This is a genomic window from Streptomyces lydicus (assembly GCF_001729485.1).
In the GTDB taxonomy this organism is placed as follows: Bacteria; Actinomycetota; Actinomycetes; order Streptomycetales; family Streptomycetaceae; genus Streptomyces; species Streptomyces lydicus_D.
The window spans coordinates 7,422,324-7,448,417 of the sequence record NZ_CP017157.1 but is presented as its reverse complement, the minus strand read 5'-3'; the positions used below and the strand labels follow the sequence as shown (position 1 = coordinate 7,448,417).

The 26,094-nt window shown below is 74.8% G+C and carries 23 protein-coding genes and 1 pseudogene; 11 read left to right on the top strand and 13 right to left on the bottom strand.

Annotated elements, in window-relative coordinates; translation table 11 throughout:
* The first annotated feature begins 17 nt into the window (after positions 1–17).
* Positions 18–1,481: an FG-GAP-like repeat-containing protein gene (locus tag SL103_RS39350; protein WP_069572486.1), complete on the top strand. Its 1,464-nt coding sequence runs from the start codon at positions 18–20 to the stop codon at positions 1,479–1,481.
* On the opposite strand, the gene SL103_RS32230 is transcribed toward SL103_RS39350, so the two are convergent.
* From SL103_RS32230 to SL103_RS32220, 3 genes are all read right to left on the bottom strand, one after another.
* Positions 1,468–3,009, bottom strand: coding sequence for a PTS transporter subunit EIIC (locus tag SL103_RS32230; protein WP_079146094.1), 1,542 nt, complete (start codon positions 3,007–3,009; stop codon positions 1,468–1,470). The two genes, SL103_RS39350 and SL103_RS32230, sit on opposite strands and share 14 nt — an antisense overlap.
* Positions 3,010–3,088: 79 nt before the next feature.
* The gene (gene murQ / locus SL103_RS32225) at positions 3,089–4,027 is read right to left on the bottom strand and encodes an N-acetylmuramic acid 6-phosphate etherase (protein WP_069572485.1); all 939 of its coding nucleotides are present in this window, start codon (positions 4,025–4,027) and stop codon (positions 3,089–3,091) included.
* A gap of 55 nt (positions 4,028–4,082) precedes the next feature.
* Positions 4,083–5,015 carry a MurR/RpiR family transcriptional regulator gene (locus SL103_RS32220; protein ID WP_069572484.1) on the bottom strand — a complete coding sequence of 311 codons (933 nt, stop codon included), beginning with the start codon at positions 5,013–5,015 and terminating at the stop codon, positions 4,083–4,085.
* A gap of 129 nt (positions 5,016–5,144) precedes the next feature.
* Here SL103_RS32220 and SL103_RS32215 point away from each other — a divergent pair, with 129 nt between their 5' ends.
* From SL103_RS32215 to SL103_RS32205, 3 genes are all read left to right on the top strand, one after another.
* On the top strand, positions 5,145–5,507 hold the full coding sequence (locus tag SL103_RS32215; protein ID WP_069572483.1) for a hypothetical protein: 363 nt from the start codon (positions 5,145–5,147) through the stop codon (positions 5,505–5,507).
* A gap of 101 nt (positions 5,508–5,608) precedes the next feature.
* The gene (locus SL103_RS32210; RefSeq protein WP_069572482.1) at positions 5,609–5,884 is read left to right on the top strand and encodes a DUF4031 domain-containing protein; all 276 of its coding nucleotides are present in this window, start codon (positions 5,609–5,611) and stop codon (positions 5,882–5,884) included.
* A 196-nt stretch (positions 5,885–6,080) separates the two neighbouring features.
* A complete protein-coding gene (locus tag SL103_RS32205) occupies positions 6,081–6,638 on the top strand; it encodes a pyridoxamine 5'-phosphate oxidase family protein (protein WP_069572481.1) in 558 nt (185 codons plus the stop codon).
* Positions 6,639–6,756: 118 nt separating this feature from the next.
* Here SL103_RS32205 and SL103_RS32200 read toward each other — a convergent pair whose 3' ends face one another.
* Complete coding sequence (locus tag SL103_RS32200; protein WP_069572480.1) at positions 6,757–8,016, bottom strand: Cmx/CmrA family chloramphenicol efflux MFS transporter; 1,260 nt, start codon at positions 8,014–8,016, stop codon at positions 6,757–6,759.
* Between the two features lie 112 nt (positions 8,017–8,128).
* Positions 8,129–8,827: an HD domain-containing protein gene (locus SL103_RS32195; protein WP_069572479.1), complete on the bottom strand. Its 699-nt coding sequence runs from the start codon at positions 8,825–8,827 to the stop codon at positions 8,129–8,131.
* A gap of 115 nt (positions 8,828–8,942) precedes the next feature.
* Between SL103_RS32195 and SL103_RS32190 the strand changes: the two genes are divergently transcribed.
* Positions 8,943–9,665: a copper homeostasis protein CutC gene (locus tag SL103_RS32190; protein ID WP_069572478.1), complete on the top strand. Its 723-nt coding sequence runs from the start codon at positions 8,943–8,945 to the stop codon at positions 9,663–9,665.
* Between the two features lie 27 nt (positions 9,666–9,692).
* Here SL103_RS32190 and SL103_RS32185 read toward each other — a convergent pair whose 3' ends face one another.
* A complete protein-coding gene (locus tag SL103_RS32185; protein ID WP_079146093.1) occupies positions 9,693–10,937 on the bottom strand; it encodes an MFS transporter in 1,245 nt (414 codons plus the stop codon).
* Between the two features lie 121 nt (positions 10,938–11,058).
* Here SL103_RS32185 and SL103_RS32180 point away from each other — a divergent pair, with 121 nt between their 5' ends.
* On the top strand, positions 11,059–11,445 hold the full coding sequence (locus SL103_RS32180) for an ArsR/SmtB family transcription factor (RefSeq protein ID WP_244304093.1): 387 nt from the start codon (positions 11,059–11,061) through the stop codon (positions 11,443–11,445).
* A gap of 278 nt (positions 11,446–11,723) precedes the next feature.
* On the opposite strand, the gene SL103_RS32175 is transcribed toward SL103_RS32180, so the two are convergent.
* Entirely contained in the window at positions 11,724–13,862 is a 2,139-nt protein-coding gene (locus SL103_RS32175; RefSeq protein WP_069574295.1) for a HelD family protein, read from the bottom strand.
* A 576-nt stretch (positions 13,863–14,438) separates the two neighbouring features.
* Between SL103_RS32175 and SL103_RS39695 the strand changes: the two genes are divergently transcribed.
* Positions 14,439–14,711, top strand: a complete 273-nt coding sequence (locus SL103_RS39695) for a hypothetical protein (protein WP_069572477.1) — start codon at positions 14,439–14,441, stop codon at positions 14,709–14,711.
* A 380-nt stretch (positions 14,712–15,091) separates the two neighbouring features.
* The gene (locus SL103_RS32165; RefSeq protein WP_079146091.1) at positions 15,092–16,336 is read left to right on the top strand and encodes a glycosyltransferase 87 family protein; all 1,245 of its coding nucleotides are present in this window, start codon (positions 15,092–15,094) and stop codon (positions 16,334–16,336) included.
* Between the two features lie 50 nt (positions 16,337–16,386).
* On the opposite strand, the gene SL103_RS32160 is transcribed toward SL103_RS32165, so the two are convergent.
* Positions 16,387–18,039 carry a DNA repair helicase XPB gene (locus SL103_RS32160; RefSeq protein ID WP_069572475.1) on the bottom strand — a complete coding sequence of 551 codons (1,653 nt, stop codon included), beginning with the start codon at positions 18,037–18,039 and terminating at the stop codon, positions 16,387–16,389.
* Between the two features lie 147 nt (positions 18,040–18,186).
* Positions 18,187–20,727, bottom strand: coding sequence for a helicase C-terminal domain-containing protein (locus tag SL103_RS32155; protein WP_069572474.1), 2,541 nt, complete (start codon positions 20,725–20,727; stop codon positions 18,187–18,189).
* 283 nt (positions 20,728–21,010) lie between these two features.
* Here SL103_RS32155 and SL103_RS32150 point away from each other — a divergent pair, with 283 nt between their 5' ends.
* A complete protein-coding gene (locus tag SL103_RS32150) occupies positions 21,011–22,225 on the top strand; it encodes a hypothetical protein (RefSeq protein ID WP_069572473.1) in 1,215 nt (404 codons plus the stop codon).
* A gap of 252 nt (positions 22,226–22,477) precedes the next feature.
* Here SL103_RS32150 and SL103_RS36610 read toward each other — a convergent pair.
* Positions 22,478–22,714: pseudogene (locus SL103_RS36610) on the bottom strand (iron chelate uptake ABC transporter family permease subunit); the annotation flags it as partial.
* A gap of 139 nt (positions 22,715–22,853) precedes the next feature.
* Between SL103_RS36610 and SL103_RS32145 the strand changes: the two are divergent.
* Positions 22,854–23,537 (top strand): HAD family hydrolase, encoded by a 684-nt coding sequence (locus SL103_RS32145; RefSeq protein ID WP_069574294.1) that lies wholly within the window; start codon positions 22,854–22,856, stop codon positions 23,535–23,537.
* Here SL103_RS32145 and SL103_RS32140 read toward each other — a convergent pair.
* Complete coding sequence (locus SL103_RS32140) at positions 23,456–23,752, bottom strand: hypothetical protein (protein WP_069572472.1); 297 nt, start codon at positions 23,750–23,752, stop codon at positions 23,456–23,458. The genes SL103_RS32145 and SL103_RS32140 overlap by 82 nt on opposite strands.
* A 214-nt stretch (positions 23,753–23,966) precedes the next feature.
* Here SL103_RS32140 and SL103_RS39345 point away from each other — a divergent pair, with 214 nt between their 5' ends.
* Positions 23,967–24,350, top strand: a complete 384-nt coding sequence (locus SL103_RS39345) for a cold-shock protein (RefSeq protein ID WP_069572471.1) — start codon at positions 23,967–23,969, stop codon at positions 24,348–24,350.
* Between the two features lie 52 nt (positions 24,351–24,402).
* On the opposite strand, the gene SL103_RS32130 is transcribed toward SL103_RS39345, so the two are convergent.
* Together SL103_RS32130 and SL103_RS32125 are read right to left on the bottom strand one after the other, a co-directional pair.
* On the bottom strand, positions 24,403–25,254 hold the full coding sequence (locus SL103_RS32130; protein ID WP_069572470.1) for a 1,4-dihydroxy-6-naphthoate synthase: 852 nt from the start codon (positions 25,252–25,254) through the stop codon (positions 24,403–24,405).
* Complete coding sequence (locus tag SL103_RS32125; protein WP_069574292.1) at positions 25,251–26,093, bottom strand: futalosine hydrolase; 843 nt, start codon at positions 26,091–26,093, stop codon at positions 25,251–25,253. Before SL103_RS32125 ends, SL103_RS32130 begins: the two co-directional genes overlap by 4 nt.
* Between the last annotated feature and the right edge of the window lies 1 nt (position 26,094).

Here is a 26,094-nt window from a genome sequence, read left to right as displayed (position 1 = left end):
GGGAGAACGAGCCCCGCATGCCCAAGCATCTCCGTACGACCCTGGTCACCGCAGCCGCCACCACGCTCGCGGCCGGACTGCTGACCGCGGCCACCGGCACCGCCTCGGCCGCGCCCGCCGCCAACGGCCGCCAGGGGGACTTCAACGGCGACGGCTACCGCGACCTGGCCGTCGCCGCGCCGGCCGCGACCGTCGACGGCAAGCAGCGCGCCGGTGCGCTCACCGTGCTCTACGGCTCGGCCCACGGCATCGACGCGTCCCGGGCCGTCACCCTGAGCCAGAACTCCCCGGGCGTGCTGGGGGCGGCCGAGGCCGGCGACCTCTTCGGCGCGAGCCTGGCCGCCGGTGACTTCAACTCCGACGGGTTCGCCGACCTCGCCGTGTCGGCGCCGTACGAAGACGTCGCGGGCGACGCGGACGGCGGCACCGTACAGATCCTCTGGGGCGCCGCGGGCGGCCTCTCCGGCACCGGCAGCGCCACCCTCGCCGATCCGGCCCCCTCCCAGCACGACCGGTTCGGCGCGGCCCTGGCCGCCGGCGACTTCGACCGGGACGGCACGGCCGACCTCGCCGTCGGCACCTCCTCGCCGAAGCTGCACGTCTTCAAGGGCGGCATCAGCAGGTCCGGCGCGCCCGGCGCGCACACGGCGATCGCACTGCCGATCCTCGGGGAGGCCACCAACGGCATCCTCAACCTGACCGCCGGTGAGGTCACCGACCAGGGCTACAGCGACCTCGTCGTCAGCGCCTACGACAACCGGAGCCCGTACTTCAACGTCAACTACTACCTGCCGGGCACCGCGGCGGGGCTGTCCGGGGCGCGCGCCCAGCGGCTGCCCGCGGGGATCATCACGGCCATCGGCGATGTCACCGGCGACGGCTTCGGCGACCTCGTCACCGGTGTGCACTTCGACGACAAGGTGCCCGGCAGCACCAAGGGCGGCAAGGTCAACGTCATCCACGGCTCGGCGTCCGGTCCGCGCGTGGACCGGATCGAGACCATCACCCAGGAGTCCGGCGCGATCCCCGGCAGCTCCGAGACGGGTGACAAGTTCGGCTACGAGGTGAGCGTCGGCGACATCAACGGAGACGGTGTGCAGGACCTGGCCATCGGGGCCGCCACCGAGACCGTCGACGGGGCGAGCCGGACCGGTGCGGTGACCGTGCTGCGCGGCTCCCGGGCGGGCGTGGACACCGTCCACAACGTGCAGTACTTCCACCAGAACTCGCCGGGCGTCCCGGGAGCCAACGAGAAGGACGACCTCTTCGGCGGTGAGGTCTTCCTCTCCGACCTCAACGGCGACAAGAAGGCGGATCTGACCGTGGGGGCGACGTACGAGAACGGCGGCGACGGCGCGGTCATCACCCTTCCCTCCGACGGCACCCGTCTGACCACGGCGGGCTCGCGGTTCCTCGCGCCGTCGGCGGTGGGCCTCTCGACCGCGGGCGCGCCGCAGTTCGGCAGCATCATGGCGGGGTGAGCGGGACCGGGGGCGCGGTGGCGGGCCGTGCCGCGGAGCGCGGGCCCGCCCCGGCTTCGGAGTCCGGGGCCGTGTTGAGTTCGGCCCGTTGCTGTGTGCCCAGGCCGAAGAGGAACGTGGCCAGGAAGCCGGTGACATAGCCGACGGCGAGGCCCAGGGCGTAGACGACGACCGTCGTGGCGAGGCCCTGGCCTCCCTTGACCAGGGGGAACAGGGCCCAGCCCGAGGGGCCGATGGCGGTGGAGCCGACCGTGTCGCCGAGTTGGTTGAACAGGCCGATGAAGCCGCCGCCGCAGGCGCCGCCGAGGCAGGCGGTGAGGAAGGGGCGGCCCAGCGGGAGCGAGACGCCGTAGATCAGGGGCTCGCCGACGCCGAGCAGGCCGGCCGGGAGCGCGGACCTGATGGTCGTCCGGAGGGAGCGGTTGCGGGGGAGCCGGAGGTAGAGGGCGAGGGCGGCGCCGACCTGGCCGGCGCCGGCCATGGCCAGGATCGGCAGCAGGACGGTGTAGCCCTGCTGCTGGATGAGGGTGGCGTGGATCGGGATCAGCGCCTGGTGCAGGCCGAGCATGACCAGGGGGAGGAAGAGGCCGCCGAGGAGGAAGCCGGCGACCGCGCCGCCGTGCGCCAGCAGCCAGGTGGCGAGGGTGCCGAGGGCGGTGGAGACCTCGCCGGCGACGTACATCAGCCCGAAGACCGTGACCAGGCCGGTGACCAGGACCGTGACGGTCGGGGTGACCAGGACGTCCAGGGCCGCGGGGACGACCGCCCGGCACTTCTTCTCCACCTGGACGGCGAGCAGCGCGGCGGCCAGCGCGCCGAGCACGCCGCCCTGCCCGGGGGAGAGGTGCCGGCCGAAGGCGGTGATGTGGGTGACGCCGGGGAAGACGATGACCGCGGCGACCGCGCCGCCCAGGACGGGGGTGCCGCCGAACTCCTTGGCGGTGTTGTGGCCGACGAAGACCGCGATCAGCGACATGAAGCCGGAGGCGAGGGCGGCGAGCGCGGGGACGACGGCGGGCAGCCGGCCGAGGTTGGTGAGCAGGCCGTTGAGGCCGGCGATGATGCCGCAGCCGATCAGTGCCGGGATCAGCGGGACGAAGATGTTGGCGATCCGTCGCAGGAAGAGCTTGCCGGGGGTGGCGTTCCTGGCCTTCTGGCGGGCCTTGAGGGCGGCGCCCCGGTCGGCCAGCTGCTCGGCGGTGGTGGCGGCGCCGGGTGCGGCGGCGGGCGTGGCGGGGGCCGGTTGCGGAGCGGGCTCGGGGTGGCTGCGGGCCTGCTCCACCAGGCGTTCGAGCTCGGGGGTGACCCGGGCGACGGTCCCGGGGCCCAGCACGATCTGGTACGTGTCGTCCTCGACTACGCCCAGGACGGCCGGCAGGGCTTTGAGCGCCTCGTCGTGGACCAGTGAGCGGTCCCGGATGCCGAGGCGGAGCCGGGTCATGCAGTGGGCGACGGAGGTGACGTTCCCGGCGCCGCCGACGAGCGGGAGGATCGCGGCGGCGGTGGCGCGGTTCGGGTCTTCGGACATGTGGGTGCCTTGCTGTGGTGGCGAACCAGGTGAGCGGGCCGGCCGGGGCCGGGCCCTCGGCGGGCCGGCGCTTGGGCGGTCAGAGGTTTCTGGCGGCTGCCAGGGCGGCCCGGAGGTGACCGCCGGCGGCGTCGAGGAGGCGGGCGGCGGTCGGCCCGTCGACGTCGCCGAGAAGGGTGAGGATGGCGTGCTTCACCTCGCCGTCCGTCCGGCTGAGCGCCGCCTCGATCTCCGGTTCGCCGGCGCCGGTGGCGAGTGCGACGATGCGGCGGGAACGGGCCCGCAGCTTCTCGTTGGAGGCGCGCACGTCGACCATCAGATTCCCGTAGGTCTTGCCCAGCCGGATCATGGTGATCGTCGAGAGCATGTTGAGCACCAGCTTCTGGGCGGTGCCCGCCTTGAGGCGGGTCGAACCCGTCAGCAGCTCCGGGCCGACGACGACCTCGATGCCGTGCTCGGCGGCCGCGGCCAGGGCCGAACCGGCGTTGCAGGACAGGCCGATGGTCAGTGCGCCGCGGGCGCGGGCGTGCTCGACCGCGCCGATGGCGTACGGGGTGCGGCCGGAGGCGGAGATCCCGACGACGGTGTCGCGCTCGGTCAGGCCGATCGCGGAGAGGTCCTCGGCCGCGAATTCCCTGCTGTCCTCGGCGCCCTCGACGGCTTTGACCAGCGCGGACGGGCCGCCCGCGATCAGGCCGACGACCTGGGAGGGGTCGGTGTTGAAGGTCGGCGGGCACTCGCTGGCGTCCAGGACGCCGAGGCGGCCCGCCGTTCCGGCGCCGGCGTAGACCAGCCGGCCGCCGCGGGCCATCCGCTCGGCGGTGGCGTCGATCGCGGCGGCGATCTCCGGGAGCCGTGCGGCGACGGCGGCGGGGACGGCGGCGTCCTCCCCGTTCATCGTGCGGGCGATGTCGAGCGTGGAGCGGCGGTCGATCTCGGCGAGGTCGGGGCGGAACGCCTCGGTGGTGAGGGCGTCCAGCTGGGCGCGCAGGTCGGCGTGGTCGGCGGTGGAGGTCATTGCTCGGCGGCTCTTTCCGGAAGTCGGGCGCGAGGGCGGGCCGCGCCGGGCCACCTCAGGGCTGGTGGCGGTGGGCCAGGGCCTCGTAGGAAGCGGAGAGCGCCGGGGCGGCGGTCTCGTAGGTGCGCTGGGCGACGCCTATGAAGAGGCAGTCGACGACCAGGAGCTGACTGGTCCGGGACGACATCGCGGCGGGGCGCAGCTCGCTCTCGCGGGCCGTGGACGTGGTCAGGATGTGGTCGGCGTAGGCGGCGATCTCGCCGTCGGGGCGGCCCGTGATGGCGATGGTCGTGGCGCCGTGGTCGAAGGCCACCCGCAGGGGCTCTATGACGTCGGTGGTGCGGCCGGAGTGGGTGATGGCGATCGCCACGTCGCCGGTGCGCATCTGCACGGCATTGGTCACGGCGAGGTGCGGGTCCGCGTGGGCGTGCGCGATCAGGCCGATGCGCAGCAGCTTCTGGACGAGGTCCTGGCCGACGAGGCTGGAGGCGCCGATGCCGTAGACGTCGATGCGGCGGGCGGAGGACAGGGCGGCGACCGCCGCTTCGAGCTGGCTGACGTCCAGGCCGGCCGCCGTGTCGGCCAGGCACTGCTGCTCCTCCTGCGCGAGCTTCGCGACGACATCGACCAGGGAGTCGTCGACCGCTATGTCGGCGGTGACGGCGGGTGCGCCGCCGGCGGCCTGCTGGGCGGCGAGCGCGGCGAGCGCGAGACGCAGGTCGCGGTAGCCCGGGTAGCCCAGCAGCCGGGAAGTCCTCACGACGGTCGCTTCGCTGGTGCCCGTACGCTCCGCGAGGCCGGTGACGGTGAGCGCGGCGCAGCCGGCCGGGTCGCTCGCGACGGTCTCGGCGACCCGCTGCATGGAGCGGGTCATCGTCGGCGCGAGCGTACGGACCTTGGCGGCCAGCGCCGCGGGGGCGGGTGGTGCCGGGGCCGGCCGGGTCTCGGCGGCCACGCCCTTGAAAGTTTCCTTCACGCTGCTACTCACGCTTGAAAAGTAATTTCATCGCTCTCCCGCGTCAATACCCCTCGCTGGGGGCTGTGGACAAACCGCCGGACCGCCTCGGGCTGTGGACAACGCCGGGCGCCCGGGTGCGGTCGGGAGACAATGGGGGGCATGGAGCTGGAACAGGCATTGCATGCCGCGCGGGCACTGGTGCTCGCCGACCTGGTGGCGGACGAGGTGGCCGACGCCGACATCGTCTCGCTCGTGGAGGACGCGGTCGCCCACCGCCGTTGGTGGGTGGAGCAATGGCCTGAAGGCGCGGAATTCGTCGCGGGTCTGATAGCCCAGGACGTCCAGGACGCCCTCCTGGAGCGTTACGGCCGCTGGCCCCTGTGCCCGGTGTGCACCGAGACGGGTGACCCGCACGCCCTCGATGTCGCCCCGGAGTTGGGGCCCGATCCGCACTGGGTCTGCCCGAAGACGGCGGTCGCGGTGGCCCCGGTCGGCCGGCTCCGCGCTCCGGCGGAGGGCTGAGATGGCCCGGGCGACGGCCGGGGCGCGGATATCCGGCGCGCGCGGGGCCGGGGTGGCCGGGCCGTGGCGGGCCGGCGTGGCGATCCGGTCGGGGCGCTGAGGTGGCGATCTACATCGACCGGCCGATCTGGCCGGGCCACGGCCGGATGTGGTCGCATCTGGTGAGCGACGAGTCCTTCGACGAGCTGCACGCCTTCGCGGCGCGCATCGGCGTCCCCCGGCGGGCGTTCGAACGCGATCACTACGACCTGCCGGCGGAGCGGTACGCCGACGCGGTGCGGGCGGGGGCGGTGGAGGTCGGCAGCAAGGAACTGCTGCGACGGCTGACGGACGCCGGTCTGCGCCGCCCCAAGCACCGCCCGGCGCCGCGGCGCTGAGACACCTCCCCCGGCAGGGGCTCGGCGCGGCCGGCTCCGGTGGCGGCCTGCCGCGGCGCGTCGCAGCGGTGGCCGGTCGGCGGACCCCCGCACGATAGGGCTGACCGCGCGCCGGACCGCTGCGCCGCGCGCCGAACCGCTGCACCACCCGCCGACCGCGGCGCGAGAAGGCCGCGGCGTGAGAAAGGGGACAGCCATGTCAGCCAGGACACCGGCCGGTACGCCGGACAGAGCACCGGTCACCGAACTCGACCCCGCCTACAGCACCGCGGACGCCACGGCGATCGCCTGGTCCGCGGCCGTCGGCGGCATGACCGAGGCGGAGATCTTCTGGCTCAGCACCGTCCGGCCCGACGGCCGCCCGCACGTCACTCCGCTGCTCGCCGTCTGGGCGCAGGACGCCCTCCACTTCTGCACCGGCCCCGGCGAGCGCAAGGCCAAGAACCTCGCGGCCAACCCGCGTTGCGCGCTGACCACCTCGACGGCCGGCGGCAACGACCTGCACGCGAGTCTCGACGTGGTCGTCGAGGGCGACGCCGAGCGGGTCGAGGACGAGCCGACGCTGCGCCGGCTGGCCGAGCTGTACGTCGACAAATACGGCAGCGACTGGCAGTTCGACGTCCGCGACAGCGCGTTCCACGGGCAGGGCGGGCCCGCCGTCGTCTTCCGCGTCGAGCCCCGCCGGGCCTTCGGCTTCGGGCGGGGCGAGTCGGTCCACAGCCAGACGCGGTGGACGTTCGACGACCAGGCGTGAGGGCGGGACGAGGCACGGCGGTGCGTGCGAGGCGCGACGGTGTGCGGGGTGCGGCGGGACAGGCGCGGGCGGGTGCGGGCGAGGACACAGGCCCCCACCCGCACCCGCCCGGTGCCGCTCAGTGCTGTTCGGCGGTCTCCGGAGCCGGCGCGGCCGCGGCCTTCGGCGACGCCGCGACGAGCCGGGAGCGGTTGGTCGCGCGGTGCAGCCGGAAGGCGAACGCGGTGGTGAGCACGGCCACCGCGGCCAGCGCCGCACCGGTCCAGGCCACGGACGGGTAGCCCCAGCCGGCGCCGATGGCCAGGCCGCCGAGCCAGGGGCCGAGGGTGTTGCCGATGTTGAAGGCGGCGGTGGTGGTCGCGCCGGCCAGCGTCGGCGCGGCGTTCGCCACGTTGAACATCCGGGCGTTGAGGGCCGGCGCCGTGGTGAAGGCCGTCACCCCCAGCATCAGGGACAGCGCGACGGCCGCGACGGGGCTGTGCGCGGTCAGCGCCAGGACGGCCAGCACGGCGGTGGAGGCGGAGATGCCACCGAAGAGCGTGCCGAACAGATGCGCGTCGGCGATCCGGCCGCCGATGAACGTACCGATCAGCGCGCCGACACCGAAGAGCGCGAGGACCGTCGGCACCCAGCTCTCGGCGAGACCGGCGGTGTCGGTCAGCAGCGGCGAGAGGTAGGAGAAGAGGGCGAAGACCGCGGCGCCGTTCATGGCGGTGGCGGTCAGCGCCAGCCAGACCTGCTTGTCCTTGTAGATGGCCAGCTCACGACGCAGCTGCGGGCGGTCGTCGCCGGTGGGCACGGCCGTGCCGGGCACCAGCGCGGCCACGCCGATCAGGCCGATCGCGGCCAGCCCGGCCACCGCCCAGAAGGCGGCCCGCCAGCCGGCGTGCTGACCGAGCAGGGCACCGGCGGGGACGCCCGCGATGTTGGCGATGCTCAGACCGCCGACCATCACGGCCATCGCCCGGGCCCGCGCGGTCACCGGCACCAGCGACACCGCGACCGCCGCGCCGACCGCCCAGAATCCGGCGCAGGCCAGCGCGCTCACGACCCGGGAGGCGAACAGGACGCCGTAGGACGGGGCCAGCGCGCCCGCCACCTGGCCGAGCCCGAAGACCGCCAGCAGCGCGATCAGCGTCGTACGCCGGGGGAGCCGGAGCGTCGCCGCGGCCAGCACGGGCGCGCCGACCACCATGCCGATCGCGAACGCCGACACCAGCAGACCGGCCCGCGGAATGGAGACGTCCAGGTCACGGGCGAGCGGCTGGAGGATGCCGGAGAGCATGAACTCGGACGTGCCGAGCGCGAAGACGGACAGGCCGAGGACGTAAACGGCTACGGGCAGGCGGGCGCGGGTGGCGGGAGACGCAGCTGGCATGTCAGCTACTAACCACGGTAGGACGCCTTACATTCCCGCCGCGGGCCGGTCAGGGACGTGATCTCGGCCATGCGTACCGAGGGAGCGGCGGACCGGGCACCCCCCGCCGTACTCAGCCGCCCAGCAGCTCCAGCTCCGTGGAGAGGTTCCGGCGGGCCAGGTGCTCCCAGCGGTCGTAGCCCAGCGGGGTCCTGAAGAGGCGCGGCAGGGACAGGAGTTGCCGCAGCACGGCGGAGCGCCCGACGACGAAGTCGGGTTCCGGCACGAAGGCGTACTCGGCGCGGACCGCCGCCGCGTACGCCGCGTAGGTGTCCGGCGAGCCGGCGAGCACCGCGAGGTCGGCGTCACACAGCACCTCGCCGTCGGGGTCGTCGGGCGCCGGATCGTGGGTGACGGTGAGCCGCACCAGACGGGCGACCTCGGCCGTACGGGCCGCGCCGACGCCCAGTTCGGGCAGCGCGCGTTCGGCGAGGGCCGCGCTGCGCTCCTCGTTCTCGGAGCGGTCCGGGCGGTAGACCGCGTCGTGGAACCACGCCGCCAGCTGGACGACGCTCAAGTCATCGGCATGCGTGGCCAGTTCGTCGATGCGGTCGAGGACCGCTGTCAGGTGCTCGACCGTGTGGTAACGGCGGTGCGGCTCGCGCCACCGGTCGAGGAGGTTGTCGGCGTACGGGGCGGGGTCGGGGGCCGGATCGCCTCCGGCGGCCGCGGATCGTCTGCTGCCACGGGCCTCGGCGACGGTGGCGGCCCAGCGCCGGCGGAGTTCCGGCGCGGGGTCGGTGGTGTCTGCCGTACGGGACGCGGGGGTCATGCGAATCATTGTGCCCTGGGGCCGACCAGCCCGTACGCTGGATATTGGACTAGACCTGTTGTCGTGTGCGGCACCGGTCCGCCGTGCCACGTCGTCGCTGAAGGATTGAGGTCATATGAGCAAGCGCGCGCTCCTGGAGGTGATCGCGCTCGGTCCGCGGGACGCGGTCGCCGCCCAGGCCGGCGGTGCCGACCGCCTGGAACTCGTCACCGACATGGCAGCCGACGGGCTCACCCCGCCCCGGGCCACCTTCGCGGCGATCCGGGCGGCCGTCGATCTCCCGCTGCGGGTGATGCTGCGGGCCTCCGACGGGTTCGCGGCCGGTGACCCGGCGGCGCTGTGCGAGGAGGCGGCGGCGCTGCGGGCGGAGGGCGCCGAGGAGTTCGTCCTGGGGTTCCTGACCCCGGACGGGCGGCCCGACCTTGCGGCGGTGACCGCGCTGGCCGAGGTGATCGACGGCTGCCGGTGGACCTTCCACCGGGCCATCGACCGGGCCGCCGACCGCGCGGCGCTCCGCAAGGAACTGGCGGGGACGGCGGGCGCCGCCGGGCTCGACACGTATCTGACGGCCGGTGACGCCCGCGGCGTCGAGGCGGGGCTACCGGTGCTGCTCGCCGAACAGGCGCGGACCGCGGCGGCCGAGCCCGGGTACGCGCCGCGGATCCTGGTGGGCGGCGGACTCGGGCTCGGCCATCTGCCGGCGCTGCGCGCGGCCGGCCTCGACGCCTTCCACATCGGCGGCGCGGCCCGGCCGGACGGCTGGTCGGCTCCGGTGGACGCGGCGGCGGTACGGGAGTGGCGGGAGGCGCTCGACGGGGTGACGGTCCAGGTTCCGTAGGCGGCAGGGGTTCCGTAGGCGATACGCCTAGGCCGCGCCGTGCGGAGAGCCGGCGGTGCGCGCGGGGGCGGCGGCCGTCCCGGAGGACGTGGCGATCAGGGTGCCGCCAACGGGGCCGTCGGCGCCGCCCCCGTCCGCCCGTCGGCGGGTGCTGACGGCCCCCAGCGACACCGCGACCAGGGCCAGCACGGTCGAGACGAGCGGGAACCAGTGCGTGCCGAGGACGGTGAGGGCGAGGCTGCCGACGCCGCCCGCGGCGGCGACGCCCAGATAGAGGGCGCTGCTGTTGAGGGAGATCAGCAGCGGGGCGCTGGAAGGCTCGATGGAGGCCAGGTGGTGCGGCAGGGCGACCGCGACGGCCCAGCCCGCGAGCGGGGCGACCCCGGCGTAGAGCAGCGCCCCGGTCATCGTCGCGGAGGCCCAGGGGAGGGCGAGGAAGGCCGCCGCGGCCGCGCTGCCGCCGGCCAGCAGGACGGCGCGTACGCCGAAGCGGTCGACCGCCCGGCCGCCCAGCCAGTTGCCGGCGACCGAGGCGACGCCGGAGACCAGCATGACCAGGCTGAGCCGCCCGGCGTCGCCGCCGGTCGCGGGGCGGACCGCCGTACCGAGATAGATGTAGACCACGTTGAGGGCGAGGAAGAAGACCAGGGTGGTGGCGGCCGCCACCAGGACGCGGCGGTTGCGCAGCGGGGCCAGCCGGGCGCGCAGGGCGGGGGCGGCGGCGGGGGCCGGCAGGTCGCGCAGCAGGAGCGTGAGGCCCAGGAACGCCGCGGCGCCCAGGGCGACCACCAGCCACATGGTCAGCCGCCAGTCCGTACGGCCGAGGTAGGTGCCCAGGGGGACGCCGAGCGCGGTGGCCACGGTCATGCCGCCGAGGACGGTGGCCAGGGCGCGCCCGCGGCGCTCCGGCGGTACGAGGGTGGTGGCGACGGCGTTGGCGGTCGGGGTGTAGAGCGCGGCGCCGGCCGCGGCCAGCACCCGGGTGGCCAGCAGGGCCGGGTAATCGGGGGCGAGGGCGCTGAGCGCGTTGGCGACGGTGAAGACGGTGAGCGCGGTCAGCAGCAGCCGGCGACGTGGCCACCGGGCGGCGGCGGTGGCGAGCACCGGGGCGAGTACGGCGTAGGAGAGGGCGAAAACGGTGACCATCTGGCCGGCGGCCGGGACGGAGATGTCCAGGTCGCGGGCGACGAGGCCGAGGATGCCGGCCATGACCATGGAGTCGGTGCCCACGGCGAAGGTGCCGAGGGCGAGCAGCAGCAGACGGAGACGCACGGGTGTCCTTCCCGGTACGAACACGAGGGGGTGAGGGGAGCGGGCAGGTAGGTTTGATGTGCGTCAAACAATAAAGTCTGTTGGATGGATGTCAAACAGTTTCGGGAAAGAAATAGGGTGGGTGGGTGAGCGCGAGGCGGAAGGAGGCGGTGCGGCCGTGGTGAAGGGCGCCCATGAGGACGAGGGTGTGCTGCTGGCACAGCCGGACGTCGAGGACATCCAGCTGGTGAAGGTGCTGCACGCGCTCGGGGATCCGACGCGGCTGCATCTGCTGCGGGTCTACGCGAGCGGGGAGCAGTGCGACTGCTCGTCGGAGCGGCTGGGCGTCGGGCATCTGCACAAGTCGACCGTGTCGCACCACATGCGGATCATGCGCGAGGCCGGGCTCACCTCCACGCGGTCGGTCGGGCGCAACCGCTATGTGCAGCTGCGCCGCGCCGACCTCGATGCGCGGTTCCCCGGACTCCTGGACGCACTCCTCAACTCCCTTGAGGGGGAGGAGCTGTGACGGCCCGGGGTGCGGACGGGACGTAGCAGCGGCGGGGGCTGCGGGGCGGGGTGAGGGGTGGGCCTAAGGGGCGGCCCAAAGGGGCGGGCCTAGGGGGTGGGGGAACAGATCCCGTAGGGGGAGCAGGCGCCCCTTGCGGGCCACAACGGCGTGGGGGGCGGGGGTATTCCGGGCCCGGGTCCCCGATCGGAGGCGTGCCGAGCGGGGCCCGGGCTCGGGTATTCCTGGCTCGGGCGTTCCGGGCCGGGGCGTTCCGGGCCGGGGCGTTCCCTGGGGCGTCAGGCGGCCCCGGTGGGGGCGTCCGTCAGTTGTTCCGGGAGGGGGGCCGCGTGGACCACCGTCAAGCCGGAGACCGGGCGGGTCAGGCACACGTACAGGCGGCGCAGGCCGGTGCGGGCGTCCGGTTCGCCGTCGACGATGGCGGACGGCTCGTCCAGGACCACGTAGTCGTACTCCAGACCCTTGGCGAGCGTCGCGGGCACCAGCGTCAACCGGGCCTCGGCGGAGGTCTCCTCGCCCGGGGCCAGGCAGGTCACCCCGGCCTCCTCCAGGGCCGCGCGCAGCGTCGGGATCCGGGCCTCCGCGGCGATCAGGCCGATCGACCCCTCCTTCCTCAGCGCGTCGTCACAGGCCGCGAGGGCCGCCGCGGTCAGGTCCGTCGACTCGACCCTGCGGATCTCGAAGTCACCCGCCGATTCACGGATCGAGGTGGCCTCCGTCAAGTCGGGGGCGATGGCGGGCAGCAGCCGGGACGCGTACGCGATCACCTCACGCGGCACACGGAAACCCTGGGTCAGCTCCTCGACCGCCGCGCCCGGCTTGCCCAGATGCGCCAGGGCTTCCTCCCAGGTGTCGGTCGCCCAGGGCGTGGTGCCCTGGGCGATGTCACCGAGGACGGTCGCCGAACCGGTCGAGCAGCGGCGGCCGACCGCGCGGTACTGCATGGGGGAGAGGTCCTGCGCCTCGTCCAGGACCACATGGCCGAGCGAGTGCGTCCGCTCGACCAGGTCCCTCGCCTCGTCGATCAACACCGCGTCCGCGGCGGACCACTTGGCGCTCTTCACGCTGCGGGCCGGTTTGGCCCACAGGAGCGTCTTCTGCTCCTCGGGCGTGAGGATCCCCTCGGCCTGCTCGGTGAGAAAGTCCGCGTCACTCAGCAGTCGCAGCACCAGCTTCGCGGGATCGACCGGCGGCCAGACCGCCTTGACCGTCGCCTTCACCGCGGCATTGCGGGCCACCGCGTCCTGCACCCGGTCGTCCGGCGCCTCGCCGGCCTGCTCCATCCGTACGAGCACGGCATGCGCGATCCGCTGCGGAAGCGCCTCGCGGGCCGCGCCGTAGCGGATGTCGCGGTCCCTCAACTCCTGCACGATCTCTTCGAGTTCATACGCCGGGACGCGCCAGCGACGCGAGCCGCGGACGACCACGCAGGGCTCCTCGGGCCGCGCGATGTGCGAGCGCACCGCCCGCCGCAGCACCTCGGCCATCCGGGCGTCGCCCTTGACCGTCGCGGTCGCCGCCTCGTCCGTGCCGCGCACCTCCACATGCGCCACGAGGTCGTCGACCGTGGCCTGCTTGACCTCCAACTCGCCGAGCGCCGGCAGGACCTGCTCGATGTAGTGGAGGAAGGAACGGTTCGGTCCGATGACCAGGGTGCCGGAGCGCGCCAGCCGCTCACGGTGCGCGTACAGCAGGTACGCCACCCGGTGCAGGCCGACCGCCGTCTTCCCGGTGCCCGGCGCCCCCTGGACGCAGACCGAGCCGCCGATGCCGGCACGCACGATCTCGTCCTGCTCGGGCTGGATCGTGGCGACGATGTCCCGCATGGGGCCGACGCGCGGACGCTCGATCTCCGTCTGGAGCAGCCGGCTGGTGCGGGCCGCCTCGGCCGGGTCGGTGAGGTGCTCGTCCTCGTACGCGGTCAACTCGCCGGCCGTGTAACCGAACCGGCGGCGCAGCTTGAGGTCCATCGGGTCCTTCTTGGAGGCCCGGTAGAACGGCTGGGAGACGGGCGCGCGCCAGTCGATGACCATGGGGTCGCCGTCGGCGTCGTGGACGTGGCGCCGGCCGATGTAGAAGTTCTCCCCGTCCGCGCCCTCGGCGAGGTCGATGCCCGGGGCGTGCAGGTAGTCGAGGCGGCCGAAGAAGAGCGGGGTGTGCGAGAGGTCCGCGAGCGCCTTGATGCGGGCGTCGATCTCGCCCTGCAGCACCTCCGCGTTGACCCAGTTCGCGGTGACATCGGCGATGTTCAGCGCCTCGGCGTCGGCCCGCATGGCACGCAGTGCGGCCCGTGAGGCGGCGAGGTGGTCCTTCTCGCGCTGCAGGGGGTCGGGGGAGGTGGGGGTGGGGCTTTCGGCGCGTAGGGCCGGCGATGTGGGGTGGTGGTCGGGTGACGGGGTGGGGCTTTCGGCCCGCAGGGCCGGCGATGAGGGGTGGTGGTCGGGTGACGGGGTGGGGCTTTCGGCCCGCAGGGCCGGCGATGAGGGGTGGTGGTCGGGTGACGGGTGGGCGTGCGAGGGCACGGCGTTGCCTCCGGGGCGGGTGCTGCGGCGGGCGCGCGGCCCTGTGTGGGGCGCGCGGCGGGCCGGCGTCGGTGCGGAGCGCGGGTCGGGCGCTGCGCGGGTCAGCGGCGTGAAGCGAAGAGCCGGCCGGTTTCCGTCCGGACGGCGGCACTCCTCGGCGGGAGGCAGGCAGACGCGCGATTGTAGTCAGCGCCCCGGGAGCGCGCCAACGGTTTTCGGGGCCGCGGGGCCTGCACCTTTCGGGGCCGCGGGGCCTGCACCGGGCGCGTGCCGCAGCCGGCCCCGAGCCGTGCGGTGCCGAGCCCTTGCCGGGGTGGGTGACCCTGAGGGGCCGTCGGTCTCCCGTAGGGGATGGGGTGGGTCTGGAGGCGGACATCGGGGGCGCTGAGGATGGACCTGTGGACCGATGTGCGCCAATCGCGTGAATTCCATCATGGAGACATGAGCAGCGCAGCGATTCCACCAGCCTCCATGTCGTCCGCAGTACTCCACCCGGCCAAGGGCGCCACGGCCCTCGGCCCCGACTCCGCCGGCGGCGCGTCCGTCCACGGGCACCGCCACGTCCTCGGCAACGCGCTCCGGGCGGTCAAGGTCTTCGGCCGGGCCGCGTTCAGCGTGGCCGTCCTGGGCGAGTACGGCGAGGACGCCACCCCCGCCGACCACCGGACCGGACACCGGACCGACCAGCGGACCGACCACCGGACCGACGACCGCACCGGCCGCCGAGCCCACCGCCACGCCTAGCCACCCCGCCTAGCCGACCCGCACGCCCTGCCCGTCCGCACGTCCTGCAACCCCGCACGCCCTGTCCGCCCGCACGTCCTGCCACCCCGCACCTCCTGCTGCCCCGCACGACACCAACCGCCCCGGAGCGGTCGTACCTGTAGCCGTACGCGCGCACCACACCGCACCGTTCGGGGCGAACCCGCACCATTCCGTCCGGAGGCCGATGCCGCGACGATGTCGAGGCGACATCCGGATGACCGGAAACCGTTACGGGTGATCGGCCTCGATCCACTAGCGTCGCCGCAGAGGGCGCGCGCAGGGTGACGAGGAGGGGACAACGGGTGTCTGCCGCCGAGGGAACGGGCACGGGAACGTGGACCTGGAGACGCACCTGGGCGGTGAGTACCGCGCACCCGCGCCGGCTGGTGCTCGCAGCGGCGCTCCTCGTCGTGTCCTTCGCCGGACTGTGGGTGCTGTACCAGGTCCAGCCGCTGCCGATGTCCGACATAGTGGTCTACCGTGCCGAGGGGCAGGCCGCCGCGACCGGCGGTGACCTCTACGGCTTCACGGTCACCGAATGGCACCTTCCGGCCACCTACCCGCCCTTCGCCGCGCTGCTGTTCATCCCGACGACCTGGCTCTCCCTCAGCACCCTCAAGGTCGTCTGCGTCCTCGTCAACGCCGCCCTCCTCGCCCTGCTGATCCACCTCTCCTGCAAGGCCGCCGGCCTGCGCAGGGCCGCCCACACCGCGCCGACCCTGCTCGCAGCCACCGCACTCGGGCTCTGGCTGGAGCCGGTCTTCCAGACCTTCGTCTTCGGCCAGGTCAACCTCGCGCTGACCTGCCTGGTCCTGTGGGACCTCTCCCGGCCGGACGGCGCGCGTTTCAAGGGCCTGGCCACCGGCGTCGCGGCCGGCATCAAGCTCACCCCGGCGATCTTCGGGGTCTACCTGCTGATCACCGGCCGGGTGCGGGCCGCCGCCCACTCCCTCGCCGGCTTCCTGCTCTCGGCGCTGCTGGGCTGGCTGGTGCTGCCCGACGCCAGCATCGAGTTCTGGACCCGGCGGATGTTCGAGACCGACCGCGTCGGCAAGGTCTGGATCGTGGACAACCAGTCCCTCCAGGGGCTGATCACCCGGCTGCTGCACCAACCCGAGCCGGGACTGCTGTGGGCGGTGCCGGCCGGGCTGACCGCCGTGGCCGGGCTCTACGCGGCCCGCCGGGTCTGTCTGCGGCGCGGCCTGGACGCCTGGGGCGTCCTCGCCACGGCCGTCACCGCCCTGCTGGTCTCACCGATCAGCTGGTCGCACCACTGGGTCTGGTGCGTGCCGCTGCTCATCGCGCTCGCCGCGCACACCCGGCGCAGCCCCTGGCGCCGGGCGCTGCTGGCCGCCGTCACCGTCGCCTTCACCGCCCGGACGATGTGGATCGTCCCGCACGCCGGCGACCTCGATCTGCACATCTCCTGGTGGCAGCAGCCGCTCGCGGCCCCGTACCCGCTGCTCGCGCTCGCCCTGCTGGCCGTCCTCATCCGGTGGACGCGGCGCCCCGCCGGCCCTCCCGGCGACGACCCCACCACCGACACCGGCGTCCCCGCCCCGCGCACCGACGAGCTGTCCGCCGCCCGGCCCGGGACGCTCTGACGCGAGCAGCGCCGGGACACCTTGACGCGACGGGGCTCCCCTGGCCCCGCTCACGCGTCCTCGTCGGCCGCCAGCAACTCGTCCGCGTCCACGATCCGGTACGCGTAGCCCTGCTCGGCCAGGAAGCGCTGGCGGTGCGCCGCGAAGTCCTGGTCGATGGTGTCGCGCGCCACGACCGAGTAGAACCGCGCCTCGTGCCCGTCCGCCTTGGGGCGCAGCACCCGGCCCAGCCGCTGGGCCTCCTCCTGCCGCGACCCGAACGTGCCGGACACCTGGATGGCCACCGTCGCCTCGGGCAGGTCGATCGAGAAGTTGGCGACCTTCGAGACGACCAGGACGGAGATCTCGCCCTGCCGGAAGGCGTCGAAGAGCTTCTCGCGCTGCGCGTTGGTGGTCTCCCCCTTGATCACCGGCGCGTCCAGGTGCTCGCCCAGCTCGTCCAGCTGGTCGATGTACTGGCCGATGACCAGGGTCTGCTCGCCCTGGTGGCGGCGGACCAGCGACTCGGTGACGTACTGCTTGCTCGCGGTCGTCGCGCAGTAGCGGTACTTCTCCTCGGTCTCCGCCGTCGCGTACGCCAGCCGCTCCGACTCGGTCAGGTTGACCCGCACCTCGACGCAGTCGGCCGGGGCGATGTAGCCCTGCGCCTCGATCTCCTTCCACGGCGCGTCGAACCGCTTCGGCCCGATCAGCGAGAAGACGTCCGACTCCCGGCCGTCCTCCCGCACCAGCGTCGCGGTCAGACCCAGCCGGCGCCGCGCCTGGAGGTCGGCGGTGAACTTGAAGACCGGCGCGGGCAGCAGGTGCACCTCGTCGTAGACGATCAGGCCCCAGTCGCGGGAGTCGAAGAGCTCCAGGTGGGGGTAGACGCCCTTCCGCTTGGTCGTCAGCACCTGGTACGTGGCGATGGTGACCGGGCGGATCTCCTTCCGGGTCCCGCTGTACTCGCCGATCTCGTCCTCGGTCAGCGAGGTCCGCTTCACCAGCTCGTGCTTCCACTGCCGGGCCGAGACCGTGTTGGTCACCAGGATCAGCGTGGTGGCCTTCGCCTGGGCCATCGCACCGGCCCCCACCAGCGTCTTTCCCGCTCCACAGGGCAGCACCACGACGCCCGAACCGCCGTGCCAGAAGCCTTCGACGGCCTGCTGCTGGTACGGCCGCAGCGCCCAGCCGTCCTCGCGCAGCTCGATCGGATGCGCCTCACCGTCGACGTATCCGGCGAGGTCCTCGGCGGGCCAGCCCAGCTTGAGCAGGGTCTGCTTGATCTGTCCGCGCTCGGAGGGGTGGACGACGACGCTGTCCGGGTCGAGGCGGGCGCCGACCAGCGGCTGCACCTTCTTCGACCGCAGGATCTCCTCCAGGACGGGGCGGTCGGTGGTGGTGAGGACCAGCCCGTGCGCCGGGTGCTTGACCAGCGTCAGCCGGCCGTAGCGCGACATCGTCTCGGCGATGTCGACGAGCAGCGCGTGCGGCACCGGGTACCGCGAGAACTGCACCAGCGCGTCGACGACCTGCTCGGCGTCGTGCCCGGCGGCCCGGGCGTTCCACAGCCCGAGCGGCGTGACGCGGTAGGTGTGGATGTGCTCGGGCGCCCGCTCCAGCTCGGCGAAGGGCGCGATGGACCGCCGGCAGGCGTCCGCCAGCTCGTGGTCCACCTCCAGCAGCAGCGTCTTGTCGCTCTGGACGATGAGGGGTCCGTTCACGCGCCTCGCCTTTCGCTTCCCGGCCGCCGGCCGCAGGGACGACCGGGCACCGCGGCCGCACATACGGCCAAACGTCCAGTGTGCCGCATCGGCGCACGGACCCGATAGCGATGGCCGGGCCCGCCCGGACGGGCGGCCCCGGTGCGGTCACACCGCGTCGTCCGCCAGTTCCGCCACGCCCGTGATCCGGTGCAGCGGGTAGGTCCGTACCTCGTCGGCGGTGTGGTCGTACGCCGTGACGAAGCCGCCCTCCACCCGCACCGGGGCGATCACGCGCTGGCTCGCGGCGCCGTCCGCGTTCACGTAGCCGATCCAGAGGGCGGAGTGGGTGAGCACCGCGGCCTGCACGGTGGCCAGGGTCTCGGCGGACGTGGTGCGCGGCAGCGCGCCGGCGGCCGCGGCGGGGGCGGGCACCGGCTTGCGTTCCGCGGTCGCGGCGAGGTCACCGGCGCGGATGGCGCGCACCGCCGCCTCCAGCAGGGTGCGGTCGGGCGGCGGCGGGCCGTCCGGCACCGGGCCGGGGGCGGTGCGCGGCGGGGTGCGGTACGAGTCGGCGCGGGCGATCAGGACGTCGCCGGCGGCGGACTCGGCGGCCGGCGCGTACCCCATCGCCCGCAGGCCGTCGAGGAGCTGCTCGGGGGAGGTCTGGGCGGCGAGCACCGTCGGCGCGAGGCGGCGCAGCCGCAGCGGGGCGGCCCGCCGGTCGGCGAGGATCTCCGCGAGCAGCGCGTCGTCGTCGCAGCGCACGTACGCGGTGGCCGCGCCGATCCGCAACTGGCCGTGCCGGCGCGCCACGTCGTCGATGAGGTAGGCGAGCGGCTGCGGCACCGGCGTACGGGAGTGGGAGCTGAGGAACTCCTGCAGCTCGGCGGCGGACCGGCCGGCGTCCAGCGCGCGGCGTACCGAGGCCGGGGTGAAGCGGTAGACGGTCGCGCCGCCCTTGGACTCGATGTCGGCCAGCACACCGAGGGCCTCGGCGAGCGGCCGCCGCAGCGGACCCGGCGCGACGGCGGTCAGGTCCGCCTGCAGCAGCACGTGGTCGACGGGCTCGGGCAGCAGCGGAGCGAGCAGCGCGGCGGCGCGGGCCGCGGCGGCGTCGGTCTCCGCGGCGGTGGCGTCGGCGGCCTCCGGCTCCGGGCCGAGCAGTGCCCGGCCGTGGGCGGAGAGCGCGCCCCGCCCGGTCACGCCGAGCAACTCGGCTTCGGCCAGCGCCCATTGGGCCAGCCGCGCACGCAGGTCCTCGGCGGCGGCCCCGTCCGCGCCGGGCGGGGCGGAAGCCGCCCCGCCGGCCGCGGGGACCGGGGCGCCCGCCGGTGCGGCTGCGGCCCGCGCGCCCGGCCCGGCGCCGCGCAGCGGACGCTCCCACCGCAGCCGGGCGCGCACCGCCGCGGCCGGTACGGACGTCCCCGGCGGCAGCCCGGCCAGCAGGATCAGGGCACGCCGGCGGACCTCCGGCGCGGGCGAGCGGTCCAGGTGCGGGCCGAGCGCGGCCAGGGCGCGCCCCTTCGCGTCGGCGGTGCCGACCACGCCCGGGGTGCGGGTCGCCGGCAGCCAGGCCGCCACCAGGACCGCCCAGCGCTGGTCGTCGGGCAGCTGCAGCCACTCCTCGGCGAACGGCGTGGCGGCGTACCGCTCGTCGGCCTCGCCGTCGGAGGCGATCAGCCCGGCCGCGTAGGCGAGTTCGAGCCAGAAGGCGGTGAGCTGCTCGGTGGTGTCCAGGGCGGTGGCGGTCCGCTTCAGGTCGCGGACGCTCAGGCCGCCGGCGCGCAGCACGGGCGGCCCGCCCAGGTCCCACTCCTTGAGCAGTTCCTCGACGGTCGCCAGCGCGGTGAACGCCTGGCTCGCGGCGGCGTTGTCCACAAGCTGTGGATCGCGTTCGGTGGCGGGCGCGAGCGCGGGCGGCAGCGGCTCGGGGGTGTGGTGCGCCCGCCCGCCGCGCAGGTGCAGCGCGGCCTCCCGCGGCAGCACCACGTTGCGGGCGCCCGCCGGCAGCAGCAGGCCCCGGTCCAGCAGCCACTGCAGATGCGGCGCCGGGCGGTCGGTGACGCCGCCGTACGGCGGGCCCCACAGCAGCTTGTCCAGGACCGTGACGGACTCGGCGGGCGCGGTGTCGAGCAGCGCCGCCATGCCCGCCCGGTCGGAGAACAGCGCCGTCAGCGCGGCCACCGCGGACACCGGGTCGTGCGTGGTGGGCAGCCCGGCCGCCGCGAGGATCTCCTGCAGCCGCCCCGGCGACATCCCGGCCGTGGCCTCGGCGACGGTCGGGCCCAGACCGGTCGGCGAGGGGTGCGCGGCGCTCGGCGTCAGCAGCTCCCGGGCGGTGCGCACCAGCCGCAGCCGGTCGTCGGGGCCCCACACCAGCGCCTGCGCCCGCAGCACCGCCACCGCCCGGGGCAGCTCGGCGGCGACCGCCTCGTCCCCCGCGTCCCCGGTCATCAGCGCGGCCAGCGTGCCGTACGGGCACGGGTCGGGCGCCACCGCCAGGGCCTCGGCGGTCTGCAGCACGAACCGGTCGAGCCGCTCCACCGCGCGCACCACCGACGCCCGCGTCCCGGCCCGGGTCGCCAGCTGCGTGACGTCCCCGGGCACCGGATTGAGCAGGTCGGGCCGCGTCCGCAGCAGTCCGACGAGCCCGCTGTCGGTGCGGGTGCGGAGCTCCTCGGCCAGGGTGCGCGGAGTATCGGTCATTCGTCCTACGTTAGCGGGGTCAGGGGCTTCGTTCGGATCAGGCCGGATCAGGGAGCGGGATCCGCTGCCGTGTCCCGCGGGCCCGGCCCGAGCCGAACGGCCGCCCCGGGCGCGCGGAGACAGGCAGCGGCGGTACGGCGGATCCGCAGCCGCCACGGCACCTCGCGCCGCACCCGCCGGGGCGCCCGTACGCCACGGCGGCCGGCTCCGTCGGCCTCCGGTTCCGGCGGGGTGCGAGGGGGTACCGTCGGGGGAGCAACCAGCGCGGGCCGCAGGGGATTTCGTGGGGATCGAGAGTGATCAGCTCGTCTTTGACTATCTGAGCCGGGTCGGTGACCTGGCCCAGCAGCGGGGCCTGCCCGCCGCCACCCGCATGCGGCTGGTGACCGGGCTGCGCGCCCGGATAGACGGCACGCAGGCCGATTCGGTGCCCGGCGTCAAGAAGCTGCTGGCGCAGCTGGGGACGCCGGAGGCGGTGGTCGCGGCGGCCGGGGGCACCCCGCCGCCGGACGCGCCGTCCCCGTCCGTCGCACCGCCACGACGCGCCTCCGCCCGCGACCGGCTCACCGGTCTGGCCCGCCGCACCGGCCTGACCGGCGGCCCCGCCGCGCCCGGTGGGTCCGCCGCCGGACGCGGCGCGGTCCCCGCCCCCCGCGGCGGCGACCCGGCCCCGCCCGCGCCCGCCGTCCCGACCGCCGGGCTGCCCCCGCACCTCGCCGGCGCGGACGAGCTCGGCGACGCGCAGGACGCACCGGACTGGTGGCGGGTCGAGCCGGCGCCGTTCGGGCCGGGCGAGACCGTGCCCGGCTTCGTCGGCGGCATCGAGATCCCGGAGATATGGGAGCGCCCCGAGAACGACAAGGACGGCAAGGACGCCGACGGAGACGGCGGGGCGGCCGACGACGGGGCAGCGGAAGCCGGCGCGGCCGGCCGGCGCCGGCGGCTGTCGCTGCGGAAGAACAGCGGGCCGGCCGCCGGTGACGCGGCCGGCGCCACCGCCGACGCCCCCGCCGCGGCCGGCGCCCGGCCGCTGCCGAAGCCGCTGCGCCGCGCGCTCACCCGGCGCCGGCCGGCCGCCGCCCCGCCCGCGGCCGACGCGCAGGGGACCGCCGACCCGGACGGCACCCCGGGCGAGGCCGTGCGGGGCCTCCCGCTGCGGGCGTGGCTCAGCCCCGTCCCCACGCTGGCGGTGCTGCTCCTGGTGGCCGGCGCGGTGCTCGGCTCGTGGCTCGCGCTGGCCGGCGGCTGGGCGCTGGCCTACGTCTCGCGCCGGCTGACCCGCACCGAGACCAAGTTCGCGGCGCTCGGCGTGCCCGGGACCGCCGTCGGCGCCCTGGTGGTGTGGATGTGGGGCCGTTTCGACGGCCGCTGGGGCGAGCCGCTCGCGCAGGGCCGGCTGGGCCCGGAACTCCTCGCCGCGCTGCCGGGCACGGCCCGCGTCGCGGCCGTCGCCTCGGCGCTCTACCTGCTGTGGCGGATGCGCCGGACGGTCCGCTGAGCCCGGCCGCGGGCCGGCGGCGCGCCACCGCGGCCGGCCCGCCCGGCGCCGCTCACCGCGCGGCGAGCCGCTGCTGCATCTCGTCGAGGATCTTGCCGGCCGCGGTGCAGCCGATGCCCTGGATCCAGAGCTGGTCGTCGACGCGGAAGGAGTGCCCGGTGGTGACCGCCCGCAGGCGCTTCCACAGGCCGCCGGTGGTGATCTGCGCCTGCCGGGATTCTCCGGCGTGCCGTAGGAGGCGTGGAGGACGACGTCGGCGATCGGGTTGCGGGTGAGGCCCTGCAGGACCGTGCCGGCCAGCGCCAGCGCCGCGCCCACCATCAGGCCGATCTCGGTACGCGGCAGCCGCCGGAACCGCACGACCTGCGCGGCGTCGCCGTCACCGCCGTGGACGAGGGCGCCGAGCACCTCGGACGGCGTGAACGCGCGGCTGCCCACGGCCGGCGAGAGGAGGCCGGCGGGCAGCAGCGCGAGCAGCGCCAGCAGCATCAGGCCGAGGCGGCGGCCGGGCGTCCGGGGCCTCAGGCGGGCCCCTCTCCGTCCGCGGCCGGCACGGACGTGCGGTCAGGCACGGCTGAACGCTGGGCCCGGGGTCCTCCGGATCGGGCCCACCGGCACAATGGCCGGCATGGCTGCACACCCCCTGACGGTCGGATTCGACCTCGACATGACGCTGATCGATTCCCGTCCCGGTATCAAGGCCGCCTACGAGGAGCTGGCCGCCAGGACCGGCACCTTCGTCGACGCCGAGGCGGCGGTGACCCGGCTGGGGCCGCCGCTGGAGGAGGAGATCCGCCGCTGGTTCCCCGCGGAGCGGGTGACGGAGATCAGCGCCCTCTACCGGGCGCTCTACCCGGACTTCGCCATCACGCCGACACCGGCGATGCAGGGCGCGCGGGAGGCCGTCGCCGCGGTGCGGGCGGCGGGCGGCCGGGCCGTCGTGGTGACCGCCAAGTACGAGCCGAACGCCCAGCTGCACCTCGCTCACCTGGGCATCGAGCCGGACGCGGTCATCGGCTCGCTGTGGGCGGAGGCCAAGGCCGAGGCGCTGCGGGAGCACGGCGCGCGGATCTACGTCGGCGACCACACCGGCGACGTGCGGGGCGCGCGGGCCGCGGGCGCGCTGTCCGTCGCGGTCGTCACCGGGCCCTGCGACGCGGCCGAACTGCGAACGGCCGGCGCCGAGGTGCTGCTGGACGACCTGACGGCCTTTCCGTCATGGCTGGAACGCTACGTAGCAGAAGGGGCGGACGGGGCGGAAGGGGCGGACGGCGACGAGGCGCCGGAGGCTTCCGCGGCCGCCCGGGCCTGACGGCGCTGCGCGGCGGCGGACCGCACGACCCCGCCCGCGGCCACCAGGAAACCGAGGCCCATCAGCATGCACAGCCAGTAGAACGCGGACGGCAGCGGGTGGGCCCCGATGAACAACGGCGTCATCGTGGCGAGAGTGGCCACCGCGCCAACAAGGAACATGATCGCGCCGATTCGGACCAGCAGATCCCCGGCGCGGGGAGTTTCGTCAGACACCTGACCAGGGTAAGTCCGGGCCAGAAGCGCTGAGGATCCACCCGGCGGCGTCTTGTCACCGGCCCCCGGACCATTAGCCTTGGTGATGGCGGGTCCTGCGGCCCGCTGCATTGCTATCCAGACCGTTTCTTCCGCATTCTTCCGCACCGGGCCGCCGATTCAGCGGTCGACCCCAGCCCAGATTTTTCCCACGAGTACGAGGACGAGGACAGACGTGCCTACCGGCAAGGTCAAGTGGTTCAACAGCGAGAAGGGCTTCGGCTTTCTCTCCCGCGATGACGGCGGTGACGTCTTCGTGCACTCGTCGGTGCTGCCCGACGGCGTGGCCGCACTCAAGCCTGGCCAGCGCGTCGAATTCGGCGTCGTAGCAGGCCAGCGCGGCGACCAGGCACTGACCGTCACCCTCCTCGACCCCGCTCCCTCGGTCGCCGCGGCCCAGCGCCGCAAGCCCGACGAACTCGCCTCGATCGTCCAGGACCTCACCACGCTCCTGGAGAACGTCACCCAGCAGCTGGAGCGCGGCCGCTACCCCGACAAGGCACACGGCTCGAAGATCGCCGGCATGCTGCGCGCGGTCGCCGACCAGCTCGACGTCTGACGCCACACCGGCGCACCGCCGGGCGCCGCCACACCGGCGCCCGTTCGGCGCCTCACACGAAACGCAGCGCATCCGGGCCGAGGGGCGGCACCAGCCCCTCGGCCGCGGCGCGGGTGAGCAGCCCGCGCACCGCGGCATAGCCGTCCTCACCGAGGTCGGCGGTGAACTCGTTGACGTACAGCCCGATGTGCTGGTCCGCCACCTTCGGGTCCATCTCCTGCGCGTGCTCCAGCACATACGGACGAGAAGCCTCCGGATCCTCCCGGGCCATCTGCACGGACGTGCGGATCGCGGCCGCCAGGCCGCGCAGCGCCTCCTCGCCCAGCGACCGCTTCGCGATGATCGCGCCGAGCGGGATCGGCAGGCCGGTGGTCAGCTCCCAGTGCTCGCCCATGTCGGCCAGGCAGCTCAGCCCGTAGTCCTGGTACGTGAACCGCGCCTCGTGGATCACCAGGCCCGCGTCGACCTTGCCGTCGCGCACGGCCGGCATGATCTCGTGGAACGGCAGCACCACGATCTCCCCGACGCCGCCCGGCACCTCGGCCGCCGCCCACAACCGGAACAGCAGATACGCGGTCGACCGCTCACTGGGCACCGCCACCGTCTTCCCCGCCAGGCCCGCGGCCCCGCCGCCCTGCCGGGTCAGCACCAGCGGCCCGCAGCCGCGCCCCAGCGCCCCGCCGCACGGCAGCAGCGCATACTCCTCCAGCACCCACGGCAGCACCGCGTACGACACCTTCAGCACATCGAACTCGCCGCGCTCGGCCATGCCGTTGGTCAGGTCGATGTCGGCGAAGGTGACCGCCAGCCCCGGCGCGCCGGGGACCCGGCCGTGCGCCAGCGCGTCGAAGACGAAGGTGTCGTTCGGGCACGGCGAGTACGCGATGTTCAACGGCCGGGTCACGGGCTCCTCCTGGAGGGACGGTGCGGGTCCGCAGCCGGCCCGCCGGCGGCGGCCACGGCTCCGGGAAACGTACGGAAGGCACCGGTGAGCGCGGCGAGCGCGGCACCGATACGCCACGCGGCACGGTCGCGGGGACCGACGGCATTGGAGACCGTACGGACCTCCAGCACGGGCACGCCGTGCGCGGCGGCGGCCTCGGCCACCCCGAAGCCCTCCATCGCCTCCACCAGCACCCCCGGGTGACGCCCCGCCAGCTCCGCGGCGCGCGCCGCGCTGCCGGTGACGGTGGAGACGGTGAGGACCGTGCCCACGGCCGCGCCGGCCGCCGCCGCGACGGCCTCGACCAGCGCCGGATCGGGGCGGTGCGCCACCGTCCCGAAGCCCAGCTCGGTGACCGGCGTGAATCCGTCGGGGGTCTCGGCGCCCAGGTCCGCCGCGACGATCATGTCCGCGACCACCACCGCACCCAGCGGCACCCCCGAGGGCGCTCCGTCCGGCAGGGCGGCGCCGGGCCCGGGGGCGAAACCGCCGCCGATACCGGCCGACACCACCAGGCCGTACGGCGTGCCGGCGAGCGCCGCGGCGGTCAGCGCGGTGGCCGTGCCCGCCGCGGCCGCGGCCGGACCGACACCGGCCGCCAGCACGTCCAGCGCCACCGGCCCGCCGCGCACGCACCGCAGTTCACCGCCGCCGGGCAGCGTCCGCGCCGTCGTCGCCGCGCCGTCCGCCGACGCGGCGCACACCGCGTCACGCTCGGCGGCCACCGCCGTGACGACCAGGACCCGGCCCGCCCGGTCCGCGCCGTCCGCGGCCGGGCTCCCGGCGTCCCGCGCGCTCAGA